16 protein-coding genes are annotated in these 14,822 nt (G+C 57.7%); 6 read left to right on the forward strand and 10 right to left on the reverse strand.

Annotated features, from left to right (window positions below; genetic code table 11):
- Positions 1-84 precede the first annotated feature (84 nt).
- Entirely contained in the window at positions 85-660 is a 576-nt protein-coding gene (locus tag J2X72_RS06220; RefSeq protein ID WP_310069743.1) for a GDYXXLXY domain-containing protein, read from the reverse strand.
- Complete coding sequence (locus J2X72_RS06225; RefSeq protein ID WP_310069746.1) at positions 657-1,784, reverse strand: DUF2157 domain-containing protein; 1,128 nt, start codon at positions 1,782-1,784, stop codon at positions 657-659. Before J2X72_RS06225 ends, J2X72_RS06220 begins: the two co-directional genes overlap by 4 nt.
- 254 nt (positions 1,785-2,038) lie before the next feature.
- Here J2X72_RS06225 and J2X72_RS06230 point away from each other — a divergent pair, with 254 nt between their 5' ends.
- On the forward strand, positions 2,039-2,185 hold the full coding sequence (locus J2X72_RS06230; protein WP_100001090.1) for a DUF1127 domain-containing protein: 147 nt from the start codon (positions 2,039-2,041) through the stop codon (positions 2,183-2,185).
- A gap of 151 nt (positions 2,186-2,336) precedes the next feature.
- On the opposite strand, the gene J2X72_RS06235 is transcribed toward J2X72_RS06230, so the two are convergent.
- A complete protein-coding gene (locus J2X72_RS06235) occupies positions 2,337-2,900 on the reverse strand; it encodes a hypothetical protein (RefSeq protein ID WP_210001511.1) in 564 nt (187 codons plus the stop codon).
- An 82-nt stretch (positions 2,901-2,982) separates the two neighbouring features.
- On the opposite strand from J2X72_RS06235, the gene J2X72_RS06240 reads away from it, so the two are divergent.
- From J2X72_RS06240 to trmFO, 4 genes are all read left to right on the forward strand, one after another.
- Positions 2,983-3,447 (forward strand): DUF1801 domain-containing protein, encoded by a 465-nt coding sequence (locus J2X72_RS06240; RefSeq protein WP_310069760.1) that lies wholly within the window; start codon positions 2,983-2,985, stop codon positions 3,445-3,447.
- A 50-nt stretch (positions 3,448-3,497) separates the two neighbouring features.
- Complete coding sequence (locus tag J2X72_RS06245) at positions 3,498-3,908, forward strand: DUF1801 domain-containing protein (RefSeq protein WP_210001507.1); 411 nt, start codon at positions 3,498-3,500, stop codon at positions 3,906-3,908.
- Positions 3,909-4,015: 107 nt separating this feature from the next.
- Positions 4,016-4,963, forward strand: a complete 948-nt coding sequence (locus J2X72_RS06250; RefSeq protein ID WP_310069763.1) for an aldo/keto reductase — start codon at positions 4,016-4,018, stop codon at positions 4,961-4,963.
- Positions 4,964-5,050: 87 nt separating this feature from the next.
- Complete coding sequence (gene trmFO / locus J2X72_RS06255; protein WP_310069765.1) at positions 5,051-6,460, forward strand: methylenetetrahydrofolate--tRNA-(uracil(54)-C(5))-methyltransferase (FADH(2)-oxidizing) TrmFO; 1,410 nt, start codon at positions 5,051-5,053, stop codon at positions 6,458-6,460.
- 2 nt (positions 6,461-6,462) lie between these two features.
- On the opposite strand, the gene J2X72_RS06260 is transcribed toward trmFO, so the two are convergent.
- The 4 genes from J2X72_RS06260 to yajC all read right to left on the reverse strand — a co-directional run bounded on the left by J2X72_RS06260 (position 6,463) and on the right by yajC (position 10,392).
- Positions 6,463-7,299 carry a phytoene/squalene synthase family protein gene (locus J2X72_RS06260; RefSeq protein ID WP_310069767.1) on the reverse strand — a complete coding sequence of 279 codons (837 nt, stop codon included), beginning with the start codon at positions 7,297-7,299 and terminating at the stop codon, positions 6,463-6,465.
- 27 nt (positions 7,300-7,326) lie between these two features.
- Entirely contained in the window at positions 7,327-7,716 is a 390-nt protein-coding gene (locus J2X72_RS06265; protein WP_210001498.1) for an Mth938-like domain-containing protein, read from the reverse strand.
- Between the two features lie 4 nt (positions 7,717-7,720).
- The gene (secD, locus tag J2X72_RS06270; protein WP_310069770.1) at positions 7,721-9,988 is read right to left on the reverse strand and encodes a protein translocase subunit SecD; all 2,268 of its coding nucleotides are present in this window, start codon (positions 9,986-9,988) and stop codon (positions 7,721-7,723) included.
- A 62-nt stretch (positions 9,989-10,050) separates the two neighbouring features.
- Positions 10,051-10,392: a preprotein translocase subunit YajC gene (gene yajC / locus J2X72_RS06275; protein ID WP_106716339.1), complete on the reverse strand. Its 342-nt coding sequence runs from the start codon at positions 10,390-10,392 to the stop codon at positions 10,051-10,053.
- Positions 10,393-10,825: 433 nt separating this feature from the next.
- On the opposite strand from yajC, the gene J2X72_RS06280 reads away from it, so the two are divergent.
- On the forward strand, positions 10,826-11,689 hold the full coding sequence (locus J2X72_RS06280; protein WP_310070983.1) for an ATP-binding protein: 864 nt from the start codon (positions 10,826-10,828) through the stop codon (positions 11,687-11,689).
- A 190-nt stretch (positions 11,690-11,879) separates the two neighbouring features.
- Here J2X72_RS06280 and J2X72_RS06285 read toward each other — a convergent pair whose 3' ends face one another.
- The 3 genes from J2X72_RS06285 to surE form a co-directional block, all read right to left on the reverse strand.
- Positions 11,880-13,187, reverse strand: coding sequence for a peptidoglycan DD-metalloendopeptidase family protein (locus J2X72_RS06285; RefSeq protein WP_210001494.1), 1,308 nt, complete (start codon positions 13,185-13,187; stop codon positions 11,880-11,882).
- Positions 13,188-13,303: 116 nt separating this feature from the next.
- Positions 13,304-13,957, reverse strand: coding sequence for a protein-L-isoaspartate(D-aspartate) O-methyltransferase (locus J2X72_RS06290; protein ID WP_310069777.1), 654 nt, complete (start codon positions 13,955-13,957; stop codon positions 13,304-13,306).
- Positions 13,954-14,712 (reverse strand): 5'/3'-nucleotidase SurE, encoded by a 759-nt coding sequence (gene surE, locus J2X72_RS06295; protein WP_310069779.1) that lies wholly within the window; start codon positions 14,710-14,712, stop codon positions 13,954-13,956. The genes J2X72_RS06290 and surE overlap by 4 nt, the downstream gene beginning before the upstream one ends.
- Between the last annotated feature and the right edge of the window lie 110 nt (positions 14,713-14,822).

Consider the following 14,822-nt stretch of genomic DNA (forward strand, 5'->3'; position numbering starts at 1 on the left):
CCCTATATCATCCTCTTTCCAAGGGTCAAAGGAAAAAGCCCGGCTTCCGGCAGAATATATTTTGGCAACGCCCAGTTGCCGAACTCAGTAAATCGGCTCTTCGTACAGCACTGTGCCATTGTCCTTCAATGCGCGGATCTGCGCGTCCCCCGCGCTGGATACGGCGATGACCGCCTCGATCTTTCGTTCCTGCTGTTGAGCTTCGATCACCCGTCCCTGACCTTCCGGCACATAATAGCGCTCGATGCCATAGGTGATGCGCAGAGGGCTATAAGCCGCCGCATTGGCAAAGCGGGACGTGCGGCCACGCAGCTGCACTTCGCCAGACGGCACGTCCTTGCGCGCCTGCCATGAGGCGCCAGCGAACGTCCACACACCGCCATCGCCTTCTTTCACAGTCACATAGACATCGGCAGGTCCGTCGGTTGCGGGAACTGTCCCGCTGATCCTGCCCGCCTCGATATTGGAGATGGCATAGCGAAGCGTGACGTAGTCGCCGCGCAAAAAATCGTGCGGATCGACGGGTTCGCTTTGCAATGTGATGTCGGTGCCATCGCGCAGAATCGAAACGTGCTGCTGGACCATGGCATAGAGCACACCGGACTGCAGGAGCGCCACTGCAGCACCAAGCCAAAGGAGACGATTGATCTTTATTGTCATGGCGTTGTCTGCCTTTTTGAATTCCTTTTCTGGAGCCGTCGCTCCATGCGGATAACAAAGGCAGCGAGAAGCAGAACCAGCACACCGGCGCTCAGGAAGAAGCTCGCGGTGCCGATCATCGTGCCGATAGTCTCGAAAGCCAGATAGAGAACTTCCAGTGAGAAGACCGTGTAGGCAATCCACCGCACCGCCAGATTACGGTGACCCGAAAGCACGAGACCCGCAATCGAGCAGCCGAGGATCGCAAATCCGATCAGGACCTGATTGGGAATCGCTTCATCGGCATAGTCATTGCCGGCGATATCGAACTGGAAGAACAACAGCGCTACAAGCACCATGAAGAAGCCATAGGCGCCCAACGGCTCTGTCCAACCGGTCATCCGGTCCAGGAGGCCGGGACGCACGGCGTCCATCGTAAAGCAAATCGCGCCGATCAGGCCCGCGACCCACAAAACCGCGACTTCGCCGAGATCAATTCGGACGACAAGCACGTAGGTGATAAGCAACAGGGCGATGAGATGCTTTGCGGCCCTGCCCTTCGTGTACCAGATTAGCCCTGCACTGATAAAAAGCAGGACCGGCACCAGCCAGACATAGCTGAAAGGCTCGCCAACGGTCCGATCGAGCGAAGAGAACAGATAAAGACCTGTAATGGCGACGCCCGCCGAGACAAGCACTGGCGAGCGCAGGAACAATGCCGCAACCATCGTGCCGGCGATCCAGAGGAGCACGGCATCCGCTACATCGCCCGACAGGTGGTACATTTGGCCAATCAGCGCAATTCCGGCGCCAAACGTGATCGCGGCGATCAGATACAGCGCCTGACCGAAGCGCCTGTCGCCGAGACCATCCCGCCACGCACCGCCAACATAACCGAGCCAAAGCACCGATATGATCAGGCCAACGCGAAACAACCGGGGCATCGCCTCCCAATTGGCCGCGACGAGCGAGATAATCGCCGCACCGAGAAGGACCGCACCAAGCACCGCCAGGATACCTCCAAGGCCAAAGCCGGAGCGATGATCGTCGAGGTCTTTGCGAAGCCGTTCGGCAACGATCTCATCGATCACCCCGTCCCGCTGCCAGCGCGCAATATGTTTCCTCAATCCAATGGTGAGTGCCACGGATGCTCCCTTGAGTCTTCTCAAGTGAAGGTAGCGCGACTGACTACGAAAACGCAATTGCACGGCGTTGCACAAATTAAACTCAAAAACGCCTTTGGTGCGCCGCAACAATTAATGGCCGTTAATGGTGCAATGCAGCAATTGCATAGCTGATCTGCAAACTTGGCTCTGCAACTTCGGGACGTCATCCACTATCTTCCACTCAACGATCAAGAGTGATCAACCAAACAAAAAAACCGAAGTGGTGAAATGAAATGAACCTTATCCGCTCTTACAGCAACTGGCGCCGTTATCGTGACACGGTTTCCGAGCTGAACCGTCTGTCGACCCGCGAACTCAGCGATCTGGGCATTGCCCGTTCGGACATCCCGTTCGTCGCCAAGAAGTCTGCAGTACGCTAATCGAATACAAGCATATCGCCGGGCTTTATCCTCCTCCCAAAGTTCCAGCGATCGAAGACCGGCACTCCTCCTCCCGGCTGGTCTTTACAAAACGACACCCACCGCACCTCCTCCCGCGGTGGGTGTTGTTGTTTCTGGAACTCCCTGCTGTCTATCTCTGCCCGCCATATCCCCGGCGGTGCCATTCCGACAAAAGCATCACGTCAGGCAGTCCGCCTCCCGGTTCATACCAGGAGTCGACGGCCCAGGACGTTCCCGAATCATCTTTGAGAACGGCGGTAAAATGCGGGTAGCGACCGTCGATGAAACTCCCGCGCGAATCTCTCCTTGCAACGCGGTGATGGTGCAATAGCCCGGCGCCCTGCAGGTAGCGGAGAAAATGGTCCGTATTGGTCGACTCATCGACACAATCCATCTGACCTCTCTCGCGACCCTTGCCGAAGTCCATCTTTGGTCGGTCGACGACACCGATAACGGCGACGCTACGCTGCTCAAATATTTGCACCGCCCGGCGAACCGCAGCGCGTTCGGCCGTAGGCGAAGCGCGTCCTCCCGCCATGATGGAAGCTATTCGTGAGCGATCTGCCGGCGTCAATGTCACCGGCGTTTGAAAGGTACAGCCATAACCGTTGCAGACGCGGAAACTTTGCGCCCCGGCATGCCCGTACAACGCAGCGAACAGAAACAGGCTCAGACACGGGACCATTATACGCATGGGACGACTGTAACGGGACTTATTGTTGAAACCTACAGGATTCGCTGTTTATGGTTGCCGTAATAAAAGCGGAGGAATCAACATGAAAACAAGAGAGAGCGAAAATTCTTCCTCGCTTGCCAAAAGCAAGCGTCCCGCGGCTCCCACGCAGCCGGTCCTCCTCGCGGGCGGCAATCCCCAGATCGCAAAGGGCTACGGCGATGCCCCGGTGCAGGCCTATATCGCCGCCATGCCCGGCTGGAAAAGCGACGTCGGTCGCCGCCTCGACGCGCTCATCGTGCGCACAGTGCCCGGTGTGCACAAGGCGGTCAAATGGAACTCGCCGTTCTATGGATTGGACGAGAACACCTGGTTCCTCAGCCTTCACTGCTTCACGAAGTACGTCAAGGTCACCTTCTTTCGGGGCACGTCGCTCACGCCTGTCCCGCCCGGCGAGTCCAAGCATAAGGAAGTGCGGTATCTCGATATTTATGAAGGCCAGCTCGATGAGGCCCAGTTCGTCACTTGGGTGAGGCAGGCCAGCAAACTGCCCGGCGAAAAAATGTGAGCAGAAAGCCGCTGCTACATGCAAGATACCACCAAAGGGAGGCGATACCGATGAAGAAGAACGACTTGAAGGACGGAGAAGGCGGGCACTCTCCGTCTCAGCTGATCGATGCAAGAATCAAGGAGCTTAGCGATTGGCGGGGGAAGACACTCTCCCATGTCCGCGCCCTGATCAAGCAAGCCGACCCTGAGGTTGTCGAGGAATGGAAGTGGCGAGGCGTTCCAGTCTGGTCCCATGATGGCATAATCTGCACCGGCGAGACCTATAAGAGCGTGGTGAAGCTAACTTTCGCCAAGGGTGCTTCGCTTGACGATTCTTCCGGGCTGTTCAACTCCAGCCTTGAAGGCAACACCAGACGCGCCATTGATTTGCATGAGGCGGAAGACATCGATGAAGACGCATTCAAGACGCTCATCCGTGCAGCAATTGCGTTGAACAAGTCAAAGACCCGCAAGGCCTGACTTGTGGTTCGGCGCTCCTCGCCCGATAGTGATTTCCATCAGGGTGGAAAAGTGCCGCAATCAGGCCTAGAGTCTCCATCCAAGCTTGGATCTCCCGGAGTAAGAATATGGAAAAACGTCGTCTTGGCCGCAAGGGCCTGTCCATTGCGCCATTGGTTTTGGGCGGCAACGTCTTCGGCTGGACTGCCGACAAAAAGACCTCCTTCGATCTGCTTGACCGTTTTGTCGATGCCGGTTTCAACGCGGTCGACACGGCGGATGGCTATTCTCGCTGGGTGCCCGGACATGAAGGCGGCGAATCCGAAACGATCATCGGGGAATGGATCAAATCCCGCGATGCCCGCGACAAGGTCGTCATCATTACCAAAGTCGGCTCCGACATGGGTCAAGGCAAGAAAGATCTTTCCGCCGCTTACATTGCCAAGGCAGTGGAGGCATCGCTGAAGCGGTTGCAGATCGACGCAATCGATCTTTACCTGTCGCACTGGCCAGATCCCGATACACCCTACGAGGAAACACTCGGCGCCTACCAGAAGCTGCTGAGAGAGGGAAAGATCAAATCAATCGGCGCTTCCAATCTTGATGCGGACCAGCTTCGGGCCGCGATCGATGTCTCGGAAACAAAAGACCTGCCGCGCTATAATGTGCTGCAGCCCGGCTATAACCTCTACGATCGTAGCGAGTTCGAAGGCAAGCTGCGCGACCTTTGCATTTCCGAGAACATAGGCGTCATCACGTATTTCGCGCTCGCCAAGGGTTTCCTTTCTGGCAAATACCGCAGCGAAGCGGACTTGGGTAAAAGCCAGCGAGGCGACGGCATCAAGCAGTATCTCAACCCTCGCGGTTACCGCATTCTCGCTGCGCTGGACAAGGTATCGGCCAAGCACAATGCCAAGCAGGCCGAAGTTGCGATCGCGTGGATCATCCAGCGCAAGGGCGTCACGGCACCGATTGCCAGCGCCACCTCCCTCGAACAGCTGGAAAGCCTCATCCGGGCCGCAGCACTGAAGCTCGACAGCGGCGACGTGGCGGAACTCGACCAAGCCAGCGCCTGATCCATCCCGATTATGAGCGCCGCCGCTCAGTTAAGTTGCGGCGGCTTTTGCATTGAAGCGCGGCGCCAAAAAGTCTATTGGAAGCGCATGTCACACAAACCAGTTCATATCGTTGGCGGCGGTCTCGCCGGTTCCGAAGCATCATGGCAGCTTGCCGAGGCGGGTATTCCCGTAATCCTGCACGAGATGCGGCCGGTCCGCGGCACGGATGCGCACAAGACGCAAGATCTGGCCGAGCTCGTCTGTTCCAATTCTTTCCGCTCCGATGACGCCGAAACCAATGCCGTCGGTGTATTGCATGCGGAGATGCGTCTCGCCAATTCGCTGATCATGGCTTCTGCCGATGCGAACCAGGTGCCGGCCGGCAGTGCGCTCGCTGTCGATCGTGACGGCTTTGCCGAGGCCGTCACCGCCCGCATTGAAGCGCATCCGCTGATTACGATCGAACGCGAGGAAATCACCGGCCTGCCGCCGGCCGACTGGGACAAGGTCATCATCGCCACCGGCCCGCTTACAGCGCCATCGCTTGCCGAGGCGATCGGCGACGAAACCGGCGCCGACGCCCTCGCCTTTTTCGACGCTATTGCACCGATCGTGCATTTCGATTCCATCGATATGGATATCTGCTGGTTCCAGTCTCGCTATGACAAGGTTGGACCGGGCGGCAATGGCAAGGACTACATCAACTGCCCGATGAGCAAGGAGCAGTACGAAGCGTTCATTCAAGCGCTTGTCACAGGCGACAAGACCGAGTTCAAGGAATGGGAAGGCACGCCATATTTCGACGGCTGCCTGCCGATTGAGGTAATGGCCGAGCGCGGGCCGGAAACACTGCGCCATGGCCCCATGAAGCCGATGGGCCTGACCAATGCGCACAATCCCACCGTCAAAGCCTATGCAGTGGTTCAACTGCGCCAGGACAACGCACTCGGGACGCTTTACAACATGGTCGGTTTCCAGACCAAGTTGAAATATGGCGCCCAGACCGACATCTTCAGAATGATCCCGGGGCTGGAGAACGCTGAATTCGCACGGCTTGGCGGGCTGCACCGCAACACATATCTGAATTCGCCACTTCTGCTCGATCCGACCCTGCAGCTTAAAACCCGGCCGGGCTTGCGTTTTGCCGGCCAGATCACCGGGTGTGAGGGCTATGTCGAATCCGCCGCCATCGGTCTGCTCGCTGGCCGGTTTGCCGCAGCGGAAAGGCTGGGCCAAGCCTATACGCCTCCGCCCTTGACGACGGCTTTCGGCGCGCTCCTCGGCCATATCACTGGCGGCCATCTGGTGACCGATGAAGAACCGGGCAAGCGCTCATTCCAGCCGATGAATGTCAATTATGGCCTGTTTCCGCCAATGGAGGCGCCGAAGATTGAAGGCAAGCGTCTGCGCGGCAAGGAGAAGTCGAATGCCAAGAAGCGTGCCATGAGCGCGCGTGCGCTGGCTGATTGCCGGGCATGGCTCGGCCTTCCGGCTGTCGCTGAAGCTGCGGAATAGGTCTAGCGCGTAGAGGCTCTGAACATCGCCCATTGGCGGCGAAGCGGCGAGATATCGGCGATTTCCGTGGCGGCATTCGAGCCGCTGGCTTTCAGCTTCTTCAGATAGAGCGGAGTAAGCGCGGCTGGCAGATAGGCCGGGCGAAGTGTCGCCGGCAACGTCTTCACAGCGTTTTCGAATTTAGCGAAATGATCCCCGGTGAGCGCGATCATCGCATCGATCGCACGCTTGACCGCTAATTGGTCGGAGCCGTCCAGCAACACCGTCCCGCTGCAGCCGACGGCCGCCAGAATATCGGCCGGGATATAGATCTGGCCGCGGCGGCGATGCAGCGGCAACAGGCGCAGCAGACCGGTGATCGCCTGCGCGACACCGGCATGGCCAGCCACGTCGGCGTGTTCAGGGGCCTTGGCGGCATCGAGGATCAAGGAGGCGAGTTGGATGAGCGCCGAAGCTGTCTCTCCGCAATACCCCTCCAGATCGTTGCGGCTTGGCATCGGGTCATTGTAGAGGTCGAATATGCGCGCCTCGCAATAATTGTCAAAAGCAGCGCGCGGCAGATCATAGGTTTTGATCGTACCTAAAAGCGCAGCGGCGACGGGATTTCCCGACGCTTCACCAAGCTCCGTTCCATTGATCAGATCGCGCCACCATTGCAACCGGATTTCACCCGGCAATGGGTCATGGATCAGATCACGAATGCGGGCAATTTCAGTGTTGAAGGCAAAGAGCGCTGCCAACGCCCCGCGTTTGTCTTCCGGTGCATAGAGCACGGAAAGGTAGCGGTCCGGATCGGCGGCGCGCAACAATTGCAGGCAGTGGGTTTCATTGGCGTTCATAGGCGTGAGATATAGGCGCGCGTTGGATTAATCCACTGCAATCAATGCAGCGGCCACTGCGCGATCTTCCGCCAACAGGACATTGTAGGTCCGCACTGCCGCGCCCGTGCTCATCGGATCGGATGATATGCGGTGCTTGCGCAATTCCTCGCGCAGTTCCTGCGGCAGCCGCCGCAAGTCGGTCCCCATACCCACCAGCAATATCTCGATATCGTCGGCTTGCTCGAACACAAGCGAGAAGTCGGCGATCGTCAGGAGTGGCAGGGCTTTCGGCTCCCAGCCATGAATGCCGGACGGGAGACAGAGTATGGAGCCGCGATGCGACATGTCCGCGAAGCGAAAACCGCCATTGCCATAGGCATCGATGGGTGCACGCCCAGGAAAGTGCGCATCCCGAATTTCGATGCCCTTGACCAATTAATTATGCTCCACTCTGCCCGGAAACCGCCGACGGTCGGTTGTCCGCAACATCCCTCCCCTTGAGGCCAAACAGCATCAGCAAGGGGCCGGCAACGAAGATCGACGAGTATGTTGCAACGATGATGCCGACACCGAGGACCAGGGAGAATGATTTCACGTCATCTCCACCATAGAGATAGAGAACGACCAACGCCAGAAACGTTGCAAGTGATGTCAGAATCGTGCGCGACAGGGTCTGGTTGATAGACGCGTCGAGAAGCGCCGACAGCGACATGCTGTTGCCGTATCGTCGCAAATTTTCGCGCACGCGGTCGTAGATAACGACCGTATCGTTGAGCGAGTACCCGACTATCGCGAGCAAAGCGGCGATGCTCCAGAGGTTGAACTCCATCTGGAAGATGATGAACATACCGAGCAGCAGCAATACGTCGTGGATTGTTGCGAGAATGGCGCCAAGTGCGAAATGCCATTCGAAGCGCAGCCACACATAGACGAAGATCACCGCCAATGAGAGCCCGACTGCGAGCATTCCGGCGTGGGACAGTTCGCTCGATACGGACGGCCCGATAACGTCGATACGGCGGAAATCAAAATCATCCTGCAATTCACCCCGGATCTTCACACCGACGGTTTGTTCGGCATCCTCGCCCTCACCCTGGCTGCCCACGGTAATCAGGGCGCGATCATCCGATTTGAACGGTTCGATCTTGATGTCACCAATGTTCAGATCCTCCAGCCGGCTATAGACATCGTCGAGATCGATCGCACCCTCATGCGATTGAATCTCGACCATCGTGCCGCCCTTGAAATCGATACCGAAGTTCATGCCGACAATGGCGAAAAGCACGATCGCTGCAATGCTCGACAGCGCCGAAAAGCCAAGCGTCAGAAAACGCAGCTTCATGAACGGGATTTTCGTATCATTTGGAACGAGCTTCAGGAGTGCGCCGGGTACTTCCTTCGGACGCGCCCATTGAACCCACACGGATACCAGCCAGCGTGTCAGCGTGAAGGTCGTGAATAGTGTCGTGACGATACCGATCGTCACGGTCAGCGCGAAACCGTGCACCGGACCGGAACCCAGAATGAAAAGCACGAGTGCTGCAATCAGCGTCGTGACGTTGGCATCGACGATCGTTGCGAGCGCCCGTGAAAATCCGGAATCGATAGCCTGGATCACGGAAAAGCCAGCGCGCCTGTCCTCGCGAATGCGTTCATAGATGAGCACGTTGGAATCGACGGCCATTCCGATGGTAAGCACAATACCGGCGACACCCGCGAGCGTCAGCGGCGCGCCAAAAAGCGTGAGCACTGCCAATATGAGGATCACATTGACGACGAGGGCGATGTTGGCGATGACCCCGAGAAGGCCATAGGTCAAAAGCATGAAGACGATGACGAGAGCCGCACCGATGAGAGCAGCGATCTTGCCGGAGGCAACAGCCGCTGCACCGAGATCAGTGCCGATCGTTCTCTCTTCGAGCACGGTGACACTCGCCGGCAGCGCGCCTGCCCGCATCACAAGCGCGAGGTTACTTGCGCCCGAAAGGTCGAAATTGCCGGAAATCTGACCTGTATTCCCTGGTATTTCCTCACTGATGAGCGGAGCTGAAAGCACCTGGTTGTCGAGAACGATAGCGAAGGATTTGCCGACATTCGCCTTGGTCGCCTTCGAGAACCGGTCAGCGCCAATGCTATCCAACCTGAAGGTTATCACAGGCTCCTGGGTGGTCGTATCGATTCCGGCCTGCGCATCGACGAAGTTCTGGTTCGAGACAAGCGGCTCTTTCTTGACCAGGTAAGCAATAGGCGGATCGTCGAACGAATACACCACCTCATCGCCTTCCGGGGGCGTGCCGTCGATCGCCTGCTGAACGGGTACGGAATCGTCGACCATTTGGAAATGCAGTTCGCCGGTGAGGCTCAGGATGTCCTTGAGCAGTTGCGAGTCGTACAGCCCGGGGACTTCCACGAGCACACGGCCATTGCGCTGGCCTTCGACATTGGGATTGGTGTAGCCGAGTTCACTCAGACGGCGCGTAAGGATCGCAATCGTTGCGTCGGTGTCGGGCAGATGGTCCTTGTCAACCTGCAGGCGTAGCCGCGATCCACCTTCAAGGTCGAGACCCAATGCCAGCTGCTTCTTCGGCAGCCAGTCCGGCAACGTCACCAATTGATCCTGTGTAAAGAGATTTGGCAGCGCCAGAACAACGCCTGCTAGAACAACAGCCCAGATGAGTACAGTCTTCCAGCGGCTAAAATAGAGCATAAAGTCGCAACCTTGGAACGAGAATCAGAAGGGCGGCTCGGTGGCCGCCCCCTCACTATGCCTTATTTCTTGTTGTCGGCAACCGGCTCGCCCTTGACCCGGACGTCGGCTACCATTCCCCGCAGGACGCGGGCCTTGACGCCGTCGCCGATTTCGACATCCAGCTCGCCGGTATCTTCATAGACCTTGGTAACCTTGGCGATGAAACCACCACCGGTAATGATCGTGTCACCACGGCGGATATTCTTCAGCTGCTCCTCGCGCTTCTTGGCAGCGGTACGCTGTGGGCGAATGATCAGGAAGTACATGATCACGAAGATCAGAATGAACGGCAGGATGCTCATCAGCATTTCCGGCGCGCCGCCGACACCCGTTGCCTGTGCATATGCGGGAGTTACGAACATTGAGACAACCTCCAGAGAAACCAGATTTGAAAGAACTTGAGCCAGCGCAATACAATGTTTGGGGCGTCAAAAGCAACCGTACAAAACTGTGTGTCCTGCTTTTCGAATTATCTTCAACATGATAGAGCAAATTTTGTCTATTCAGAACCGTTCTGCCGGAGGGAATTTGGTTCAAGGTCAAGGGATTTGGAGAGGCCGACGCCTTTTCATCGAACGAAGCCGAAGCCCAGAGGATTCGGAGCAAATTCACCCGGCCTTATCGGTTTCCGGCTGGCGGCCAACCACTTTGTCAGCCGGGCGTCGTCCGATGGATAAACATCGGCCTCGCTACCTTCCGCGTGGATTGTCTCGCCATCCGCGAAACAGAACTGGCTTTGAATAGACATAACTTGCTCTAGTCGCTTGTATGCATGAAAATGAAGGCTCGATGAGTATGTCCGATGAACTGTTGACAGATAAACTTGACCGGCTGATTGCGGTGCTGGAGCGCATGGCGCCGCCAAAAGCTCAACCGGTCGACTTCGATGCGACGGATTGCTTCGTATGGAATCCGGACAAGCTCACCTTTGACCCCGTCGGCAAGGTCAACCGCGTTGACATTTCATTGATCCGCGGTGTCGACAACGTCCGCGACATCCTGTTCGACAATACGAAACGCTTTGCCGATGGTTTGCAGGCAAACAATGTTCTTTTGTGGGGTGCGCGAGGCATGGGCAAGTCATCGCTGGTCAAGGCGGTGCATGCCTCTGTCAACGCTGCCGCGCCGGCCGGCGGCCACCCGCTCAAACTTGTGGAAATCCATCGCGAGGACATCGACAGCCTCCCTGCACTGATGGCGGCCATCAAGGACACGGATTACCGGTTCATCCTGTTTTGCGACGACCTGTCCTTCGATCACGACGACACATCGTACAAATCATTGAAGGCAGCACTGGAAGGCGGCGTCGAGGGCCGGCCGGACAACGTCATCTTCTACGCCACATCGAACCGGCGTCATCTTCTGCCGCGAGACATGATCGAGAACGAACGTTCCACTGCCATCAATCCCTCTGAGGCGGTCGAGGAAAAAGTTTCGCTTTCGGACCGCTTCGGACTTTGGCTCGGGTTCCATAAATGCAGCCAGGACGACTATCTGTCGATGATAGATGGCTATGCGGCGCATTTCCACCTGCCGATGAAGCAATCAGAATTGCATGCGCAAGCGCTGGAGTGGTCCACGACACGCGGGGCACGGTCCGGTCGTGTCGCCTGGCAATTTATCCAGGATCTTGCCGGGCGCCTGGGGAAGAAACTGTAAGGCTCCCGCCAACTATTCAGCCCGCCGCCTTGTCCAACGCTTCTTCAGCCCACCAAGGTCCGCCGATGCTTGCTATTCATGGAACTGGCCTTTTCAAAACATTTGCAAGCACAAAGTGCTAGCACAATCGTGAGTTAAAAATGAAAAGCCCGCACCTTTCGGCGCGGGCTTCAATCAATTTGCGGAACAATTAGGATTCGAGATATTTCGTCGGATCGACCGGCGTCGAGTTCTTGCGAACCTCGAAGTGAAGCATCGGCGTCGTTGCGTTGCCGGTCATGCCCGACACGCCGAGCTGGTCGCCGCGCTTGACCTTCTGGCCGCGCTGGACATCCAGCTTGCTGGCATTGCCGTATACGGTCACAAGACCGTTGTCATGGCGCACCAGCACCGTGTTGCCGAATTCCTTCAGGCCATCGCCGGAGTAGATGACGACGCCGTTTTCAGCAGCCTTGATGGGCGTACCCTCAGGCACCGAGATATTGATCCCGTCGCTACCCTTGCCATAGTTCGCGACGACCCGGCCGCGAACCGGCCAGCGCATACCCGAGACACCGGTAGCCGACGGCGCTGCCGCTACATCCTTGTCCGCGTTCTCGATCACCTTCTCGCTGGCCTGTGGCGGTGTGTAAGGCTTGGCCGAAGCATCGGCTTGCGGAGCCGCAGCAGCCTGCGTCGCTGCACTTGCGACCACCTTCGGCTGTTCTGCAGGCGGTGTCGAAGCTGTCTTGACCTGATCGACCGTTGCGCCCTTCGGCTTCATGGTATTGGCAACATTCTGCGCGAGCGCCGAATTGGACGGCGGAATGATCAGAGCCTGGCCAACACGGACGGTGCCATCCTTCATGTTGTTCGCTTGCTTGATCGCCTCGACATTGCTGCCCGTCTTGCGCGAGATCGCATGCAGCGTGTCCCCGCTCTGTACTGTGTATGAGCCTTGGCTGGTTGGCTTTGCAGCTGTGGTCGCGGCGGCAACCTGCTTGGTCGCCTGCGGCGTCTGTATGACGGCGGCATTGTTGGAATGCACGGGAGCCGCCTTCGCAGGCATCTTTGCTTCACGGCCATCCGGAGTTTTCAGCGTACCCGAAGCCGACGCCAACGGTGCAGCCTGCATTGGCTGCGCTGCAGCGACCTGCTGCTGGCGCAGTGGAGCGGCGCTGGCGACAGGTGCAAGTGCCGGGCGCGTTGGCTGCGAGGAGACCGGCGGCAGCGCCGAAGTACTTGCGGCGCCGACAGGCGGCAGGCTGCTGCGCTGGACGCCGCCGCTGCGGCCTACAGAAGCGGTCTGCGTTGAATCGACGGGTGGCGTATAAGGTTGTGGCGTGTTGTTGGACGCTTGCATGACTGATCGTTGATTGTCGCTGTAGCCGGAACTGAAATCCGCGCTGGTGAAACGCTGCACGCCTGAGCTGCAGCCTGCCGCGATACCGGCTATCGAGAGAATGGCGGCATTCAGAGCCAGCCGCCGTGACGCTTTGTCTAGTGTACTCAAACGCATCGCATATCCCGCCCGTACTCAATACAAGAATATTGGACTCATTAGATCGCGTTAATGTTACTCGACCGTTAAAGAGCGAATAAAATTTGTAAAAAATTCACCAAACTCGTAAAGGGTCACAGCGCCGAGGCGACACCTTCCATAAGGGGCAACAGGCGTATCGGCATCAAATCATGGCGCTCAAAACGGCTGCCGATTTTCGACAGCCGCGCCATCACCTGTCTGCCGTCGAGCGCCCCGATCGGTGCGATCATCACGCCGTTTGACGACAGGAGATCGACGAACTGGCGCGGCATGCTTTCGAAGGCGCCCCAGACGATGATGCGGTCGAACGGACCGTCATGCACCAAGCCATGCCTGCCATCCGCATGCTTGACGAAGGTATTCTCGATTTTCAGGGCCTGGAGCCGCTGATGCGCCAGTTCAACCAGCGTGCGATAGCGCTCCAGCGACAAGACCCGGCCCGCCAGCCGCGCCATCACGGCCGCCGTAAAGCCAGAACCGGTACCGATTTCCAGCACACGGTGCGTAGGCTCAAGATCGAGGGAATTGATCAACTGCGCCTGCAGATCGAGCGCTTCGATGAATTCACCGCATTCGATCGGCAGCGTTCCCGCACCGTAGGCAAGGTTACCGAGATTGCCGTTGACAAAGGCAGTACGCGGCGTCGCTTCAAAGGCGCTGATCAGACGCTGATCCGACAGGCCCAAGGCGCGCATACGCAGTACGAAAGCCGCAAATCCTTCGCGTTCAGACATCGCAACCTTCATGCAATGGCACTCGCAAGGGTTGCGAGCGTGTCATGCGCTGTCAGGTCGAGCTGCAGCGGCGTAACCGAAATGAAGTTCTTTGCGAGGGCGGCTACATCGCTGGTTTCAGCCGGTACGTCCTTGCCGCGGCCATATCGCAGCCAGTAATAGGGCAAGCCGCGTCCATCATGGCGCTCTTCTATGGTGAGGCCATGCGAGAGCTTGCCTTGCGCCGTAACCCGCGTTCCGGCAATCTCCGCAGCATTGCAGCTCGGGAAATTGATATTGATGAGAACGCTCTTTGGCAGTTCGACATCAAGGACCTTTTTCAAAATTGCGGGTGCCATCTCCTCCACGACCTCCCATGGCAGCACACGCGCACCGCCATCGAGATTGTATTCCTGCGACAAGGCAATGGACTTGATGCCGAGCAGCGTGCCCTCGATGGCGCCTGCGACAGTTCCCGAATAGGTAACGTCATCCGCCATGTTGGAACCGGAATTGACACCCGAAAGGATCAGATCAGGCGCATCGGGCATCAGGTGCTTGACGCCCATGATGACGCAATCGGTTGGTGTGCCGCGCACGGCAAAATGCCGGTCGTCGATTTTGCGCAGGCGCAACGGGTTGGACAGCGTCAGCGAATGCGCCAGACCACTCTGGTCCGTTTCCGGTGCAACCACCCAGATATCGTCCGAGAGCTGGCGGGCAATGCGTTCAAGCACACTCAGACCTTCCGCATGAATACCATCATCGTTGGTCAGAAGAATGCGCATTTGCCCCAGTCCCTCCTAGGTCGTGAACTCATGAATCTGATGGAAATGGTATGAGGCCATCTTTTCGGATACAAGGAGCAAGGGCGATGGAAATGGTTCATTTTCGAGCC

The sequence above is a fragment of the Phyllobacterium sp. 1468 genome (assembly GCF_031455525.1).
Classification (GTDB): Bacteria; Pseudomonadota; Alphaproteobacteria; order Rhizobiales; family Rhizobiaceae; genus Phyllobacterium.

Excerpts from the sequence above, each read along its gene's own strand:
- J2X72_RS06220 (WP_310069743.1), bottom strand. The coding sequence starts at position 660 with ATGACAATAAAGATCAATCGTCTCCTTTGGCTTGGTGCTGCAGTGGCG.
- J2X72_RS06230 (WP_100001090.1), top strand. The coding sequence starts at position 2,039 with ATGAACCTTATCCGCTCTTACAGCAACTGGCGCCGTTATCGTGACACG.
- J2X72_RS06235 (WP_210001511.1), bottom strand. The coding sequence starts at position 2,900 with ATGCGTATAATGGTCCCGTGTCTGAGCCTGTTTCTGTTCGCTGCGTTG.
- J2X72_RS06240 (WP_310069760.1), top strand. The coding sequence starts at position 2,983 with ATGAAAACAAGAGAGAGCGAAAATTCTTCCTCGCTTGCCAAAAGCAAG.
- J2X72_RS06245 (WP_210001507.1), top strand. The coding sequence starts at position 3,498 with ATGAAGAAGAACGACTTGAAGGACGGAGAAGGCGGGCACTCTCCGTCT.
- J2X72_RS06250 (WP_310069763.1), top strand. The coding sequence starts at position 4,016 with ATGGAAAAACGTCGTCTTGGCCGCAAGGGCCTGTCCATTGCGCCATTG.
- trmFO (WP_310069765.1), top strand. The coding sequence starts at position 5,051 with ATGTCACACAAACCAGTTCATATCGTTGGCGGCGGTCTCGCCGGTTCC.
- J2X72_RS06260 (WP_310069767.1), bottom strand. The coding sequence starts at position 7,299 with ATGAACGCCAATGAAACCCACTGCCTGCAATTGTTGCGCGCCGCCGAT.
- secD (WP_310069770.1), bottom strand. The coding sequence starts at position 9,988 with ATGCTCTATTTTAGCCGCTGGAAGACTGTACTCATCTGGGCTGTTGTT.
- yajC (WP_106716339.1), bottom strand. The coding sequence starts at position 10,392 with ATGTTCGTAACTCCCGCATATGCACAGGCAACGGGTGTCGGCGGCGCG.
- J2X72_RS06280 (WP_310070983.1), top strand. The coding sequence starts at position 10,826 with ATGTCCGATGAACTGTTGACAGATAAACTTGACCGGCTGATTGCGGTG.
- J2X72_RS06285 (WP_210001494.1), bottom strand. The coding sequence starts at position 13,187 with ATGCGTTTGAGTACACTAGACAAAGCGTCACGGCGGCTGGCTCTGAAT.
- J2X72_RS06290 (WP_310069777.1), bottom strand. The coding sequence starts at position 13,957 with ATGAAGGTTGCGATGTCTGAACGCGAAGGATTTGCGGCTTTCGTACTG.
- surE (WP_310069779.1), bottom strand. The coding sequence starts at position 14,712 with ATGCGCATTCTTCTGACCAACGATGATGGTATTCATGCGGAAGGTCTG.